The sequence below is a fragment of the Aquimarina sp. EL_43 genome, from assembly GCF_943422735.1.
GTDB classification, from domain to species: domain Bacteria; phylum Bacteroidota; class Bacteroidia; order Flavobacteriales; family Flavobacteriaceae; genus Aquimarina; species Aquimarina megaterium.
The window spans coordinates 5,001,939-5,017,829 of record NZ_CALSBR010000001.1; the positions used below are offsets into that span (position 1 = coordinate 5,001,939).

Consider the following 15,891-nt stretch of genomic DNA (forward strand, 5'->3'; position numbering starts at 1 on the left):
AAGTAAGATAAATTATAAATAAGCAACTAAGTCCAAATAGAAATCTTTTTTTCTTACTTAATAATAGTGGGATTAAAAGCTTAATAATTATATAGCTTAGTGCAATTTGAACGAGTATTACAAAAATTGTTTTTTCGAATAATAAAATCTTATTAGATTCAAAAGTCCATTTTGAACTCATGTAGTACGCCAACATGACTATCCAAAATAGAATATGAGCTAGTAATTTTCTATTTTTTTTAATATATCTACTTATTTTAATTAGCATAATTATAAAACAAAATGACAGAAAACAAACCTGTTCTTTTTTTACTATTAATGTAAAATTAGTTCTCTTTTTTAAAGCTTTATTCTACTGGGTATCAAAAAGCTTAATATGGTTAAACAAATTTAGATGCTAAATTTAAATTAATAATAGTGTTAAAAAGTATTTAATATACCAATCATAAAAATCTGCAAACGTAAAGAGAGGAAGTGTCTATACTTAATACTTCTTAACATATTCATTTGAAGTTTAACACATATTTAAGTTAAGTAAAAAGCAATTTGTGATTGGTATTAATTCAGTCCTTAAATTTAAAATTTACCGTATCTATGTTTCGAATTTCACTACTTTGTCTTTAAATGAATGCCAACGTCTCTTGTATGTTGCATTTGCCTGCTGAAGGCGGCATATGCAATATACAAATTGTTAGCAATAGTATTTTTATGGGTTATTTCGTCTTTCTTTTCCGTTTTTAATTTCGGCTAAAGCGCTTTTAAATGTATAAATTTCGTTTTTTGCTCCATCAAAATCCGCTCTTGGAAGTTTAGTTGAATTTTTTCCAATTTGTCTTTTTAAGCGACTCCAAAATTTTTTAGTTGTATCGCTAGCTGAAATTCCAATTATTGAATAGTGATTACCAATCCATTCAAACGAGGACATTCCAATTTCATCATTATAGTCAGTTCGAATATTCAAGTGAATAACTCCAGGCCACCCAGCACCAAAATAGGGTGTAACCGGATTAGCTCCAGTCCGTTTTTCAGTCCATCCAATCCAAGGATTTTCAATCCATTCATCATCCCCAGATTCTGTTAAGAGAGGCAAAGGTCCACTTTCATTATGCCACAGACATATTCGGTCAGTTGGAAATTCAGTCAACGATTTTACTGCTTTCCATTTTTTAGTTCCGTCAGAAACCAAAAAAGCTATTTGTTCTTCAGAATTTAGTAAATCCAAAAGTTCTTTTTCGTCTTCTTTATTCAGATAAAGTGGAATCCAAGCCATAATTTATTTTACATTATTGCTAACGTTATAAGTATGTGTCGTGGCAGAGCAAAATGTTACCTAGCCATCGACTAATCTGCGCTTATTTTATATCTTTTTCACATAAAATCTTTGCGCCTTACCAAATATACAAGAACCATTCGGTCCATCACTTAGCTGTTATGACATCATATATGTTGTTGTAACACGTTTACATAACACTTCGTTCTAAGTTTTTGTCCTTTTTAAAAGTGATTGGGGTCGTTTCAATTGTTGCATCTGGATTGTTGCCATTTGAACCATTAATTAGAGTTCGACCAGAAATTAAAGCTGTAATTAATTCAGTATCAGATTTCAATATTTCAATCTTTAAATTTTCCAGGTTTGCATGTTCAAAGTAATAAACATTAGAAAGATTTTCTTCTCGGTTTTCATCCCAAGATTCAACTTGTTCAATCACTTTCCCTTCGCTAAGATTTAAAGAGGATTTGTCTAGTAAAGCAGTAGCTTCAAAATGAGGGTTAGGTTCTGATATTGCCTTTTCAAGTTCAGGAACTCTAGTCAAAGAGTCTTTAGTCTCAAAATAAATAGTGAACTCCCATAAGTCAGATTCTACTTCAATCAAATTGTAGTTTGCTTTGGAGACTAAAAATTCTTCTTTTCCGAATTCATCATGAATTAAGCTAACTATCTCTTGGTTTGAGTTCATCTGATTATAGTTTTTACAATGTGATGCAATAATTGAATATACCCAATTGGGTATATTTCTCTTTTACTCACAAATCTAGAGGATTTTGGATAGACCTCAAATTATTTGTTGCCACTTGTATATAAATTTCTGTTGTTTTGCTTGAACTATGATCTAATAAGACTTGGATATATCGCAAATCTGTTCCGTTTTCTAAAAGATAAGTAGCAAAAGAATGTCTAAGCATACGGTTACATTGAATAAATTTAAGCAGGAAATAGGGTTTCTTTGGGCCCGAAAATTCTTCGAAAAATCATTGCATTTTAGTTAATTTTCAGCATAAAAAAAGAGTACATATCAGCTTGTTTTTTTGAACTGTTTTAAGACATTTTTTGCTTCAAAAACAATGTTTTTGAGTACTATTTTTGGTCGTCTTGAGCAAAAAAATCGGCTTCTTAGATGGAAAAAAACGGCATCTAAGGTCAAAAAAAATCGCTTCTTAGGTGAGTTTTGGCGTTTTTTGGGTAAAAAAATACTCCCCGGCACCATAAGCGCCAGAGAGTACTTTTAATGTGTAGCCTTAAACTACATGCTTACTCACTTTTCTTTTTAAATCGAAGTGTCTTAAGCATGTTGCTTAATTCTATACTTGGGCGATACCGAATTTTTGTTCGTTTGATTAATGATGGGGTTACCTCTTCTGGGGTATCCACCCCTTCACTATTAACACCCAAACTAAAACTACCCAACTTACCCAAACGTACGGTACGCCCCTGGCTAAGTTCGTTCTGAATGGTTGTCACTAATCTAACGATGACAGCATATACATCTGCCCGGGTAACTGTTGATCCGTCACTTACCAATTGTGATAACTGATCAATATCGGTTACTCCACTACTTACGACCAAAGCATAGTGCTTTGGGATAGCCGTAGCATCCCTTGGATCCTTTCTGGCTATCGATTTAAAATGTACTGACATATTCTATCATATTTAAAGATTCATATGACCAGTAATAGGTCAAGTTTCATTACAAAAACAAGGAATTATACTATAAATGCATCAAAAAAACACATAGAACACTGATTAACAACAACATAATACAGGTGCCAAAATAGCAGTAAAACAACACATTGCATTGGCAAAATGTCAAAAAATTAACATCTTTATTAAAAATATTATATTAAAAATTAAATTTAAATCATAAATACGTATTAGAATAGCTGTATTTATGCAGATAACTATTTTTAAGATAGATTATCGTTGGTACACAAACTGAAAAGAGGTAGTTGTCTTACATTTTTATAAGCTGCAATGGTTTTGCAAAAGAATAGTATTAATTTTATCGGTACTTATCATTTAGCCCTATACCATCGAGTATCATTGGGTTTATTTTCTCTAATCTTGATATACGGGTAGCTTCTCGTTTTGCTGTAGCAATATATTCTGAATATTCTCTTTGTTTGAAAGGAGTTAGTTGTTCAAAAGATTTTTTTAAATTATCATTAGCGTTCAGTGCAGTTAATAATTCAGAAGGAATCTCGATTGTTTTTGACCTTTCTGGTTTGATTTCCTTACCATCTTTTTGGTTTCTAATCGCCTCTGTTACATACTGAAGTATCAATTTTTTGTCTATATCATCTGTAGAATTAAATCTCCATTGTCGTAAACCTTTAGTTTTTCCTTCTTGAGCATTCAATAACTTCTTTGCCTTATCTTCTAAAAATACACCTTGATAAAACCAAATCCCTACATAGGATTTAAATGCTCCTATTCCTATTACATTTTTATCATTAATTGTATAAACGGGTACTCCCCATTTTATCGTTTCTTTCATTTCGGTGGTGAGCATTATTGTCCTTAAGATTTCCAGAGCTTCTTTCCACTCCTTATTCTTTGAAATAAATTCTTCGACTGATTTATTTTTTTGCATAGCTCGAGATATTAAATTTATATGTTTTAGAACACTACCAAATCATAGCTATAACTTGTTGTGCATTTAGGAAGATTATTACAAAAAATATCTAAATGCACAACAAGTAGATATAGTATCCTTTTTCTTATACTCTTTCTAGTGCAAGATATGGTTTCTCTGGTAATACAATTTCTATTTCTTCACCAACAGATATTTCTCCGCCCTCTACCACTACTCCCATAACACCGGCTTTTCTTATTAAATTTCCATTCTCATCATGGTCCAAAACAGCTTTCATTAATCCCTCTTTTATCGAATTTAATTGATTACAAGGATTTCTTAAACCGGTTATTTTAATTTTCACTTTTTGACCAAGTTTCAAAATAGTATACCTCGGAAGACTTAATAGGTCTATCCCAACAGTAGTAATATTCTCTCCGATTTCTCCATTCTTAATATGAAATCCTTTCTCCTTTAATTCTTCGAATAGCTCAGAATGAATTAAATGCACCTGCCTTAAATTGGGTTGAGTTGGATCTTTTAATACTCTGGATCTATGTTTTACCGTTTTTCCCATATGGGCATCTCCTTCAACCCCGAGTCCTTTAATAAGCGTTATACGCTCGCAACTAAATTTACTAAAAGTGTGAGATTGACTTTTGCTTACACCGGTTATTTTTGGTTTCTTCATTTAGTATATAATATACCAATATTCTTATTTTCTTTTCAAGGTAGAAAAAGCTAAAACATCCTCTCCATCTATAATATAATAACTAAAACTAATATGGTTTTCATCTACTTTGGTTATGATGACGGTTCCTTCTTTTATACAGGTATTAGTGTTCTCTAAAATTAATTCATTAAAAACAGCGCGATTATATGAATACTCTACCAATTCCCATTGCCCAGAACACTCTAAACTTGGATATTGTATCTCGAATGATTGTTGGTAGACATCAATTTCTAAACTTATAGACCAGGTATTATTTTCTTCTAAATCCAATTGACATCCTACACCTTCCCACTGGCCATCAAGCCATACTATATCATCGGTTTTACATCCAACTAAAATTAAGGTAATAAAAAAGAACAGTATACTCTTGATTTTCATATTTTTTTGCATTAAAAACCTTAGAGTTTTGATGCAAATCCAAAGAAATACCAATCGCAATTTATAACACTAAATTACCCGTATTTGTTTTCTTTTAATTCTTAATCGACTAAAGGTTTTAAGACATACAAGATCTATATTTTTAGATTCTTTTGCAAAGAAATATTTGCGTTTTTAGTTTCTGTAGCGTTTCAATCACAGAGAGACAGATTACCATTTACAGCATAGACCAAAATATAACACACATAGAATAAACAACTTATACTTATTTTCGTTTGATATATTATTCTCCTCATTTCTATCATAAATAATTATTTTCTATACTATGTTATTGCTTTAACATGATGCTAATAGCAACCCCTCCGCCCTCAACTAGGTTAATCTTTTTTGTCATTCCTTTTTCTATTTCAATATGTTCAATATCTATTGCCTTAGGATTGTTTTTATAATGTGCATCATCTGCATCTTTATAAAGTATGCCGTGATATGTTTTTCCTTCTTCTAGAAAATCAAAATTGATAGTTATCTCTCTTTTATTTTCGTCTGTTATACTTCCCACAAACCAATTTCCTGTATTTCTTTCCTCTCGTGCAATGGTAACATAATCTCCAATTTCTCCATTCAAAACAATAGTTTGTTCCCAGTTTACACCTACATCTTTTATAAATTGAAATGCAGGTTGATTTTCATAATTTTCGGGTAAATCACAAGCCATTTGGATTGGGCTATAGACGACAACATATAAGGCTAGTTGTTGAGCAAGTGTAGTATTAATTTGGTTATTTTCTTTGGTTGGCAATGAGATATCAAACACTCCGGGAGTAAAATCAATTGGGCCTGCCAACATTCTTGTAAAAGCAACTATCGGCAGGTGCTCTGGTGGGTTTCCTCCATCAGCAGCCCAGGCATTAAATTCTTGTCCTCTTAGTCCTTCTCTGGCGATCGCATTAGGGTATGTACGTCGAATACCAGTAGCTTTAATCGGTTCGTGAGCGTTTATTGCTACTTTATATTTTGCTCCTGTCTCCAAAACCTTTCGATAATGATTTACCATCCATTGTCCATGATGATATTCGCCTTTTGGAATTATTTTCCCAACATAGCCCGTTTTCACAGAATGAATTCCTAATTGACTCATCATATGAAATGCTGTATCCAATTGTTTTTCATATGTCCGAGGCGCTCCAGAGGTTTCATGATGCATAATAATCTCTACCCCTTTTTCTTTTCCATATTGAGCTAATGCTTTAAGATCATAATCGGGATAGGGTGTTATGAAATCAAAGACCCCTTCTCTATCCTCAAAACCAATCCAACGCTCCCATCCTGTATTCCATCCTTCAACCAAAACACCTTTTATTCCATTTTTTGCAGCAAAATCAATATATCTTTTAGCATTCTTTGTGGTCGCGCCATGACGTCCATGTGCTTTCCCATTGTCAATCCATTTTCCATCCTCACCCAAAGTCATTCCATAATCCCAAGAGGATTTATCAATATGCATTTCCCACCAAATACCGACATATTTCTTGGGTTCAAACCAACTAACATCACCAATTTTATTGGGTTCATTTAAATTGACAATCAATTTAGAATCTATCAATTCGGTTGCTTTATCTGCTATTTGAATAGTTCGCCATGGTGTTTTAACCATTTTTTTAGACAAGTTTCTTTTCACTTTATAACCTAATCTATCAGAACCGACAAGTTCGCTCGTTAATTTAAAAGTATCATTATCAATCTTTAGTGTCATCCCGGCATAATCTGTAAGATTAGCTTCATGGAAACTTAAATATATTCCATCAGATGTACGCATAGTCACAGGGGTATTTACTGCATTTTCAGGAATAGCGGTCTGGGCTAAGTTATTATGATCTTTTAAGGCTAATGCATTGATTTCAGAAACTTTAGTGGTGTTATATAAATGCTCATAAATATCCCAATCTCCCGGAATCCACCATGTAGTATGATCTCCAGTTAATTGAAATTCTGTATTTTCATCCATTACAATTAGACTATCAACACCTTGTTGTGGTAAAAATTCATAACGAAACCCAATACCATCATCATATGCTTTAAAATTTATATTAAATTTTCGATTTGGAGCTGCTATTTCTTCTAATTCTATGATTAATTCGTTGTAATGATTTCTAACCTTCCTTTGTTCTCCCCATTGCATTTCCCAAGTTTCATCTACACTATTGGATCTAGTATCAATAATCTGTAAACCGTTTTTTAAAGGTGGTTGGTTTTTAAAATCAAATCCCATAGAAGAGCTGTCAATTACAATTTGATTTTTATGTTTTACCAAATACTGGGGAGTCCCATCTTGAGATAAATAAAACTCTATAGTATTTGATTTTTTTGGAGAAGACAAACTTGTAACAATTAACTGTTCTTGTTTACAAGATATTATGAGAACAAGAGTTATAAATAATAATATGATTTTTGTTTTAGTCATTTGTCAGTTTTTGATTTTTTCTATCTTTTAAAAAATTACATCAATACTTTTAGCTTTAGCAGAATTCCAATCGAAATCAATATTTAATGTTCCATGTTCTTCATCCCAATCAAACAAAGGAGAAGCACCACTTATTGTTACGGATTTTGGAGAAGCTTGAATATTATGAATAATCAAAGTCACTTTTCTGTCGATTGATGTGTAATTAGCTCCTTTTTCTGATGTTAATGCTATTGATAGCTCTTTATCGCTTAGTGTGCTATCAAATCTTAATATTTCGTATTTTCCTTTTTCAAAAGCATTTGGTGTTTTACCATCGTCATCATACAACTTACCAGAACTATTTTTTATAGTAGTATCATGATAGTAATGTAGCATTATATTTTTGGTCGAATACATTTTGGTTGTTTGTACTGGCTGCACCATAGGAATAAATGCTCCTGCTTTTACAAATACAGGAATGTGATCTTCTACTATTTCAACCGTTTTAAACGTTCCTCCCTCAAATTTCTGTCCCGTAAAGAAATCATACCAATTAGTTCCTTTTGGAAACGGAATATCCATAGATGCAATACCTGGTTGTATTACGGGTGATACCAGAAAATCACCACCCCACATGTAGGTAAAACTTATTTCGGATAATTCTTTATCATCTGTATTTTCAAAAAATAAAGGGCGCATCAATGGTATACCAGTTTGATTATTATCAAAAGCAATGGTATAATTATAAGGTAGTAGACTATACCTAAGTTCGATACTTTTCTTAGCTAAAGTTTTTGTTTTTGTATCATGAAAAACGGGTTCTGGAGCAATATGCTCCTGAGCATGGGGTCTAAATATAGGTTGAAAAACTCCATATTGTAACCAGCGGGTATATAACTCTGGATCAAATGTCTCTCCGCCAGCAAATCCTCCCAAATCAGAATGCATATAGCCTAATCCCTGCATCCCCATCTGTAATGCTATTTCGGTTTGGGATTGCAATCCTCCCCAACTTCTGCTTACATCACCCGACCATGGGATCATTCCAAATCGTTGCGATCCAGAATATCCCGCTCGCATCAATATAAATGGGCGTTGTTCTGGGAAGTCTTTTTGATATCCTTCTTGTACCAATCGTGCCCAATCATGACCATAAATATTATGAACTTCATCTGCACTTCCTGTAGCATGTTGCAAATCAGACGGGTGTACTTCGGGCTCACCCAAATCACCCCACCAACCTGCTACTTCATACTCTCGGGTATATTTGGCATAAATATCCCAAAACCATTCTTTTCCTCTAGGATTGTAAATATCTATAATTCCGGTATTTCCAAAATAAAAATCGTACTTAAATGGATTTCCTTGCATATCTTTTCCTAAGACTCCTCTCTTCACAGCTTCTTCCCACTTTTTTGAAGTCGTTAGCACAAAAGGTTCTGTAATCAATATTGTTTTGATTCCCTGATCTTTAAAATCATTGATCATCTGTTTTGGATTTGGAAATGAGTTTTTTAAAAACTCAAAATTTCCCATATGTCCTTTGATCTCTTTTCCAAACCAATAAATATCCAAAATTACTGCATCTAATGGGATACTATCTGCTTTAAACCTGGCTACGGTTTCTTTGGTTTCTTTTTCAGAATGATATCCAAAACGGCTGGCAAAATTTCCAAATGCCCAACGAGGAGGCAGCGGTTGTTTTCCTGTGAGGTTGGTATATTGATCTATCAAGTCTTCCCAATCATCTCCTGCAACTACCTGGTATGTTTTTCTTCCACTAATGGTTTCATATTGTAACGTATTATCTTTTTTACTATCGATATCCAAAAATCCAATCGGAGCATTATCAAAATGAACGGCATATATCTTAGAAGAAAGCACCAAGGGCATTGTAAAATTCATTAATTCAGAATAATTTTCATATCCATAATGTGCTCTATTGTATAACTGAAGCTTTTTACCTCTGCGATTCATTCCTACCACTCGAGAACCAGCTCCGTAAATCACTTCGCTTTTATCGAGGTTAAAATCTAAAATTTCTGTAGAGTCTGTCTTTATATATCCCTTCTTTTCAGAAATCAACTTTTTTCCTTTATACGTATATGAAATATGAAAAGGCTCTTTGGTAATATGTACATCAATACCCCTGGTATCTATAGTCAATACATTATCATCGTCCTGTATTTGCACTTTTGTAGTAATAGGGTCTAAGATTACGGCATGAGACTGTGAATCAAATGTCTCTCCTGTTGGTATAAATGAGGTTTCTATAATTTTATCAGAATAGGGTTTAATTATATATTTTCCGTTATCCTTAAAAACCTCGATATGGGTATCTTTATTTTTAAAGCCCTGATATGGTCCTTCATATTTCTTTTTACAAGAAATTGTCGTGAGTATAAGGGCTCCAAATACTAGAAAAAAGGTAAACTTAGAATTCATATTCAATATGTATTTTTATCAATAGATAGTACTCAAATATAACGGAATCCCTATAGAATAAAGGTATAACAGCACCTATACCAGAAGAATTATTGATTTTTTAGTAAAACTCGATTTACACAATAAGAATCACAAAAAATCACTACAACGTTTTCGTAAGAATTTCTGGTACAAACCAGACCTCTAAATGTGTTCATCATAGAGTGCTATACGTGGGGTAACAAAATTTATTTAAAGTTGATATAAGGATAGAAATGTAAAAAGGAGAAACCGAAAATCCTAAAAAAAGAGTAGGAAAATCAAATACGCATTATTATGAAAATTAAAACCTTTAAAAATGTAAATTACTCAATTCTAATCTTGTTTATTGTAGCGTTCATTCTCGCATCGTGTGAGAAAGAAGAGATTGTATCTTCAGAAAAAGAAAATACAATCCTTAAAAATTTAGATAGCAAAAATCTGAAACGAGAAACTATCGGGGTTTCTACATGTGCATCTTTTGACAGATCTTGTGATGATGACCTGGTTCTGGATGTAAATGAATGTAATTTTATTTCAGGATCAGGAAGAGATATGCCTCATCAATATATCATTGAAGATCTACTCAATAATTGCCGTACCGAAGAGCTTCCTTCTAACTGTAACTGGTGGAAAGGAAATATAACACAAACCCGTATCATAAAATTATTTTTAAACAATTGCTGTTATTCTGCCACTATTTTTAATAACAGATTAGACGGTTGGAGAGATTTGGCTATAGCCAACAAGCCAAACTCTTCATATCTGGTCACTAATTATGAGCGATTACCTGGTGGAATTATGCATAATTCACCTTTTGGGCCCTACGAAATTAGAATTAGAGTTACATATCGTAAGAAAATATGTAGTTTGACTGGGCTACCAGATGTTATTAGACAATAAGTATCAACATATAGAACGGGCCATTTACTAGCGTAGGTGGCCTTGTTTACTTCTATAAAGCTCTTAACATGTTTTTATACAGTGTTTTATGGATAAAGGGCACACAAAATTAATGAATAGATATAATCATTTATTTAAGAATCATAAACAATCAGGTAATATACACGGTGTAATTTTAAGGTGTCATTAACCAAGCTAATCTTAAATGTACAATACACTATGAAACGTCATTACCAAATCATTTCTAAAATGAAACATCATATACTTTTGGGTATATTATGTATGGGACTATTTACATTACAAGCCCAAAAATTGACTTCAAAAGATGAATCTTTAGAGAAATCTAAATTCGATCTTCCTACCGATAACCATTTTAATAGAAAAACATACCTAAAAGGAACTGGCAAGTCCTTCATTAACTTTGGAGATATTTTGATATCCAGAGCAGTTTTACCAGCTGCTAGTTTCTCCAATGGGCCCACCTCAGGACAGTACATCAACCAGGGATTAATCAATCAACAGCCAGTTCCTTTTTATAATAAACAGCCTATACAAGGATTTTCTGCAATTTTAAATAATTACGATAGAACTTTCACAGTATTATCTGATAATGGTTTTGGAAGTATCGAGAACTCATCAGATTATAACCTTCGTCTTTATAGGATTAGACCAAATTTTAAGAGTATTATTGGTTGGGGTAATGGATCTATTGATATACTAAGTTATATCGAATTGCGAGACCCTAATGGTTTGATTCCTTTTGCCATTACAAATCATTTTAGTGATTCGAGAATTCTTACCGGAGCAGATTTTGATATAGAATCTATACAAAGAACTTCTAATGGAGAGTATTGGATTGGTGATGAATTCGGACCTTTTCTATTACATTTTGATAAAAATGGTGTTTTATTAGATCCTCCAATCTCATTACCTGATTTTGATACTCCGGGAAAAGAACTTCGCGCACCACAAAATCCATATAGTGAAGAATATAGTGCCTTGCGAATAATGAACGCTATGCGATCACATGCAAAGGCGTATGGAAGCAAACCTCCTGTAATGTCTCCATGGTATGTGATGCTTGATGATCAAAACACCAATACAGTGGTAGGAAGTAGAAAAACTCCTCCTTCTACCCTTGCCAATGCATCGAGCGAATTATTTAATGTCTCTTCTTTAAATCGTGCAGGTCATCAAGTCGTTGTATATACAGTAAATGATCTTGAAAACATAAACCTACTTTTGGATCTTGGTGTACAGGGAATTATCTCTGATCGTCCTGATGTATTATTACAAGCTCTTCAAAACTTTGATAATAATAAAGATGGTCAACCCGATTTTATGACTTCTGAAGGATTGATCGATATCAATTTATTTGATGCGCAAGGTCATAGAGGTGCGCGAAACTTACGCCCAGAGAATACATTACCCGCTATAGAAGCTGCATTAGATTTCCTGATGCCAACCATAGAAACTGATTGCGGTATTACTCTCGATGGTATTCCTGTGTTAGATCATGATCCACATATCGAAGCTGCAAAAACACGTAAAGCAGATGGTACTCCTTATGAGTATAAAGATGAAGTTCTGGTTAAAGATCTTTCTTTACATCAAATTCAAAATACATTCATTGCCGATAAAATCTTAAAAGGAAGGCCTTCTCAAACCAATGATCTGTCTTTATCACCTGCTGCTGTCGCTTTTGCAAGCCAAAACAAGTTTATAGATCCATATATTATGCCTTCTTTACAACAGGTATTAGATTTTGTAAATTTTTATGTTTCATATTACCAAAACGGACCTGGGGCTTCAGATCCCGAGGCAAAGAAACGTTGGAAGAATGCATCCAAGGTTCGTTTTAATATTGAAACCAAAATTAATCCAAGAACAGATGTCGATGATCGTGGAGATATCTTTGCTAACAGAACAGTAGATCCAAAAACTTTTACAACAGCAATAGCCGATGTAATTGTTGCAAATAATCTTACCGATCGGGCAGATATTCAAAGTTTTGATTTCAGAACACTTCTTATTGCTCATAAACAATATCCAGAGATAAGAACTGTATGTTTATTTGGTGACTTTCCCAAAGTTGGTAATGTGGGAGATGGAACTAATTTACAAGATCAAAACGGGCAAAATACACCATGGTTAGCAGGGCTATATTGGCCATATAGAAATACAAAATTAGACACTCCTTTTCGGGTAAAAAGTAGTGGTGGTTTTGAAGGGATGGCATTAAGTACTAATAAAAAGACGCTATTACCTTTATTAGAAAAACCTCTTGAAGGCTCTGAAAACAATAATTTGTTGATTCACGAATTTGATTTAGAAAGTAAATCATATACTGGTAAAAAATTTGAATATCCTCTTGATAAAAAAGCCCGCGCAATAGGTGATTTTATTATGTTTAGCTCAAAAAGAGGATTAATCATAGAGCGAGATAATTCTCAGGGAGATATACATGGTTATAAAGCAATCTATGAAGTTGAATTAGATAAAAACGAAACATTGATAGAAAAACGACTAAATGTTGATCTTCTTAAAATCAATGATATTCGTAGAATATCTGAGCCGGGACTAGAGGGCGATATAGGAATAGGAAAAGATTTTGCATTTCCATTTGTGACCATAGAAAGTGTAGTGGTATTTAATCCTTTTTTAATCGGGGTCCTCAATGATAACAACTACCCTTTTAGTGTAGGTCGCCATATAGGCATGGGACTCCCCGATGATAACGAGTTTATCCTTTTATGGTTAGATCAACCATTAGGAAAACAATGGGACGAGATAAAACCCGACAAAAAAAATATAGCTACCAATACCATAAAAGTATATCCAAATACATTTAGAAACGAGGTTACTTTTTTTAATATGCTAAAAAAAGAAAATACTGTATCTATTGATATTTATGATGTACATGGTAACCTTGTTAGAAAACTAGTCGATCAACAACAAAATGATAAAGGTTTTACATATACCTGGAATGGTACATCAAAAAATGGGTATGAGGTTTCTAAAGGGCTCTATATTGCAGTAATCGAGGTTAATGGTGAGTTTATCAAAAAGAAACTCTTAAAAAAATAATATCGCATAACTAACTTCACTTCACTTAATAAACCAACTAAACAGAAAAACCACCTATACAGGTGGTTTTTTTATAGAATAATAGCTGTAATTTATTCTCTTATCTACATAATGAACACCTTTAGATATACAGTTATGTACAAAACATAGTAGTTAGAACACCCTTTATTATCACTGAAAACTGGGTAGTATATATGATTACAATTATAAATATTTGCACTCAAATTGTAATACTATTTGGAATTCGAACCATACCCCTATTAAAAAAGTAAGCTCATGAAAAATGTAAAAGTATTTGCTACCCTAATTTTAGCTATCATTAGTATTGCATGTACTAGTGATGACGATACTCCTGTCATAGAAACTATTATTACTGTAAAGGATTTTGAAACTACCATAGACGAGAACCCAACCACCGCACAAGAATTAGGAACTATTGATGTAACCACCAACAAAGGTACATTAACCTATGCTTTTAAAAGTGAAGAGCCTGCCAATGCTTTTGCAATAGATTCAAAAACCGGAAAACTCACTGTAAAAGAGAACTTTCTGTTTGATTATGAAACCAGAGTAATACTTACAGCAATAGTGTTGGTAAAAAATGGAGATCTAACTAAAGAAGCGAAGGTAACCATACATCTAAACGATATAGAGGATTCGAACATTACTATAAAAGATTTTGAAACTACTATAGACGAAAACCCAACCGCAGGACAAGAACTAGGGACTATTGAAGCCACAACAGATCAGGGAGAATTAACCTATAGTTTAAAAAACGAAACTCCTGAAGGTGCTTTTGCCATAGATACCAAAACAGGAAAACTTACTGTAAAAGATGCTACCTTGTTTGATTATGAAACCAGAACAACGCTCGCTACAACAGTAGTGGTAAATAACAAAGAAATTGGTAAAGAAGCTAAGGTTATCATCAACTTAAATGATATAGAAGATGCTACTATTATCGTAAAAGATTTTCAAACTACTATAGACGAAAATCCAACTGCTGGACAAGAACTTGGTACAATCGAAGCTACAACAGATCAAGGAGAATTAACCTATAGTTTAAAAAATGAAACTCCGGAAGGTGCTTTCAATATAGATCCAAAAACAGGAAAACTCACCGTTAAAGAAGCTACTTTATTTAATTATGAAACTAGAAAAACACTCACTGCAATTGCAGTAGTAAATAATAAAGAAGCTGTGATAACAGTAACGTTAAACAACGTTATAGAAAATGAAATTATTACATTTACAGATCCTAACTTTAAACAAGCATTATTAGAACATACTGACCCTGTAATAGATACTAATGGTAATGGAGAAATTTCTATAGAAGAAGCTCAAATAGTTGAAAAAATAAATGTAAATCTTAAAAATATTTCAGATCTTTCTGAAATACAATACTTTACTTCCCTAACCCGTTTAGAATGCTCGCTCCTAAACCTTAGTAATGGTAGATTTAGACATCTTAATGTAAGTAAAAATACTGCTCTAGAATATCTAGATTGTAGTGGTAATGTACTAACTTCCTTAGATTTAAGTAAAAACACTGCCTTGACTACTTTAATGTGTAGTGGTAATTCCCTAACAACATTAGATATTAGTAAAAATACCAACCTAACCAGGCTAGAAGTTCATGTCAATAAATTTACTTCAATAAACCTAAAGAATGGAAATAACAATGCTCTAACAGAAGTAACTTTACAAAACAACCCCTCTCTTACCTGTATTGAAGTAGATGATCCCAGCGCTTCATACCTAACGAATTGGCAAAAAGATGCAGCTGCCAGTTATTCTAGTGATTGTACTCCATAAAAATGGTAATAAAATAATTGAATAAAATTCCCTCTTGCACTACTGTAATGAGGGTTTTTTCTGCTCAATAATTTCGGTAAAAACAAGGCTTTAACGGTTTATATGTAAAGTAAAAATTAAATATTTAATTGTTCATGCAACCCTTTATTTTCTCAATTGTCTATGAGATACAAAATCATTACAACTACAATTATTTTTAAAAAAATCAGTCAAATCAA

The 15,891-nt window shown here is 32.8% G+C and carries 11 protein-coding genes and 1 pseudogene; 3 read left to right on the forward strand and 9 right to left on the reverse strand.

Going from position 1 to position 15,891, the window contains the following annotated elements; translation table 11 throughout:
• Window positions 1–706: 706 nt before the first annotated feature.
• The 9 genes and pseudogenes from NNL09_RS21565 to NNL09_RS21605 form a co-directional block, all read right to left on the reverse strand.
• On the reverse strand, window positions 707–1,270 hold the full coding sequence (locus tag NNL09_RS21565; RefSeq protein ID WP_025665507.1) for a hypothetical protein: 564 nt from the start codon (window positions 1,268–1,270) through the stop codon (window positions 707–709).
• Window positions 1,271–1,460: 190 nt separating this feature from the next.
• Window positions 1,461–1,958: a hypothetical protein gene (locus NNL09_RS21570; protein ID WP_196911293.1), complete on the reverse strand. Its 498-nt coding sequence runs from the start codon at window positions 1,956–1,958 to the stop codon at window positions 1,461–1,463.
• Between the two features lie 67 nt (window positions 1,959–2,025).
• Window positions 2,026–2,184: pseudogene (locus NNL09_RS21575) on the reverse strand (tyrosine-type recombinase/integrase); the annotation flags it as partial.
• Between the two features lie 346 nt (window positions 2,185–2,530).
• On the reverse strand, window positions 2,531–2,917 hold the full coding sequence (locus NNL09_RS21580; protein ID WP_196911295.1) for an HU family DNA-binding protein: 387 nt from the start codon (window positions 2,915–2,917) through the stop codon (window positions 2,531–2,533).
• Between the two features lie 361 nt (window positions 2,918–3,278).
• Window positions 3,279–3,869 (reverse strand): YdeI family protein, encoded by a 591-nt coding sequence (locus NNL09_RS21585; protein ID WP_196911296.1) that lies wholly within the window; start codon window positions 3,867–3,869, stop codon window positions 3,279–3,281.
• A gap of 127 nt (window positions 3,870–3,996) precedes the next feature.
• Window positions 3,997–4,542: an MOSC domain-containing protein gene (locus tag NNL09_RS21590; protein ID WP_196911297.1), complete on the reverse strand. Its 546-nt coding sequence runs from the start codon at window positions 4,540–4,542 to the stop codon at window positions 3,997–3,999.
• 24 nt (window positions 4,543–4,566) lie between these two features.
• Window positions 4,567–4,962 (reverse strand): hypothetical protein, encoded by a 396-nt coding sequence (locus NNL09_RS21595; protein WP_152538305.1) that lies wholly within the window; start codon window positions 4,960–4,962, stop codon window positions 4,567–4,569.
• 328 nt (window positions 4,963–5,290) lie between these two features.
• The gene (locus NNL09_RS21600) at window positions 5,291–7,423 is read right to left on the reverse strand and encodes a glycoside hydrolase family 97 protein (RefSeq protein WP_196911298.1); all 2,133 of its coding nucleotides are present in this window, start codon (window positions 7,421–7,423) and stop codon (window positions 5,291–5,293) included.
• 27 nt (window positions 7,424–7,450) lie between these two features.
• Complete coding sequence (locus NNL09_RS21605) at window positions 7,451–9,850, reverse strand: TIM-barrel domain-containing protein (RefSeq protein ID WP_196911299.1); 2,400 nt, start codon at window positions 9,848–9,850, stop codon at window positions 7,451–7,453.
• 315 nt (window positions 9,851–10,165) lie between these two features.
• Here NNL09_RS21605 and NNL09_RS21610 point away from each other — a divergent pair, with 315 nt between their 5' ends.
• The 3 genes from NNL09_RS21610 to NNL09_RS21620 all read left to right on the forward strand — a co-directional run bounded on the left by NNL09_RS21610 (window position 10,166) and on the right by NNL09_RS21620 (window position 15,673).
• On the forward strand, window positions 10,166–10,771 hold the full coding sequence (locus NNL09_RS21610) for a hypothetical protein (RefSeq protein WP_025665499.1): 606 nt from the start codon (window positions 10,166–10,168) through the stop codon (window positions 10,769–10,771).
• A 249-nt stretch (window positions 10,772–11,020) separates the two neighbouring features.
• Window positions 11,021–13,858 (forward strand): esterase-like activity of phytase family protein, encoded by a 2,838-nt coding sequence (locus NNL09_RS21615; protein WP_196911300.1) that lies wholly within the window; start codon window positions 11,021–11,023, stop codon window positions 13,856–13,858.
• Between the two features lie 276 nt (window positions 13,859–14,134).
• Window positions 14,135–15,673: a cadherin domain-containing protein gene (locus tag NNL09_RS21620; RefSeq protein ID WP_196911301.1), complete on the forward strand. Its 1,539-nt coding sequence runs from the start codon at window positions 14,135–14,137 to the stop codon at window positions 15,671–15,673.
• The last annotated feature ends 218 nt before the right edge of the window (window positions 15,674–15,891 follow it).

What these genes read in the sequence shown, in the direction of transcription:
- NNL09_RS21565 (WP_025665507.1), bottom strand. Translation starts at nt 1,270, where the DNA reads ATGGCTTGGATTCCACTTTATCTGAATAAAGAAGACGAAAAAGAACTT.
- NNL09_RS21570 (WP_196911293.1), bottom strand. Translation starts at nt 1,958, where the DNA reads ATGAACTCAAACCAAGAGATAGTTAGCTTAATTCATGATGAATTCGGA.
- NNL09_RS21580 (WP_196911295.1), bottom strand. Translation starts at nt 2,917, where the DNA reads ATGTCAGTACATTTTAAATCGATAGCCAGAAAGGATCCAAGGGATGCT.
- NNL09_RS21585 (WP_196911296.1), bottom strand. Translation starts at nt 3,869, where the DNA reads ATGCAAAAAAATAAATCAGTCGAAGAATTTATTTCAAAGAATAAGGAG.
- NNL09_RS21590 (WP_196911297.1), bottom strand. Translation starts at nt 4,542, where the DNA reads ATGAAGAAACCAAAAATAACCGGTGTAAGCAAAAGTCAATCTCACACT.
- NNL09_RS21595 (WP_152538305.1), bottom strand. Translation starts at nt 4,962, where the DNA reads ATGAAAATCAAGAGTATACTGTTCTTTTTTATTACCTTAATTTTAGTT.
- NNL09_RS21600 (WP_196911298.1), bottom strand. Translation starts at nt 7,423, where the DNA reads ATGACTAAAACAAAAATCATATTATTATTTATAACTCTTGTTCTCATA.
- NNL09_RS21605 (WP_196911299.1), bottom strand. Translation starts at nt 9,850, where the DNA reads ATGAATTCTAAGTTTACCTTTTTTCTAGTATTTGGAGCCCTTATACTC.
- NNL09_RS21610 (WP_025665499.1), top strand. Translation starts at nt 10,166, where the DNA reads ATGAAAATTAAAACCTTTAAAAATGTAAATTACTCAATTCTAATCTTG.
- NNL09_RS21615 (WP_196911300.1), top strand. Translation starts at nt 11,021, where the DNA reads ATGAAACATCATATACTTTTGGGTATATTATGTATGGGACTATTTACA.
- NNL09_RS21620 (WP_196911301.1), top strand. Translation starts at nt 14,135, where the DNA reads ATGAAAAATGTAAAAGTATTTGCTACCCTAATTTTAGCTATCATTAGT.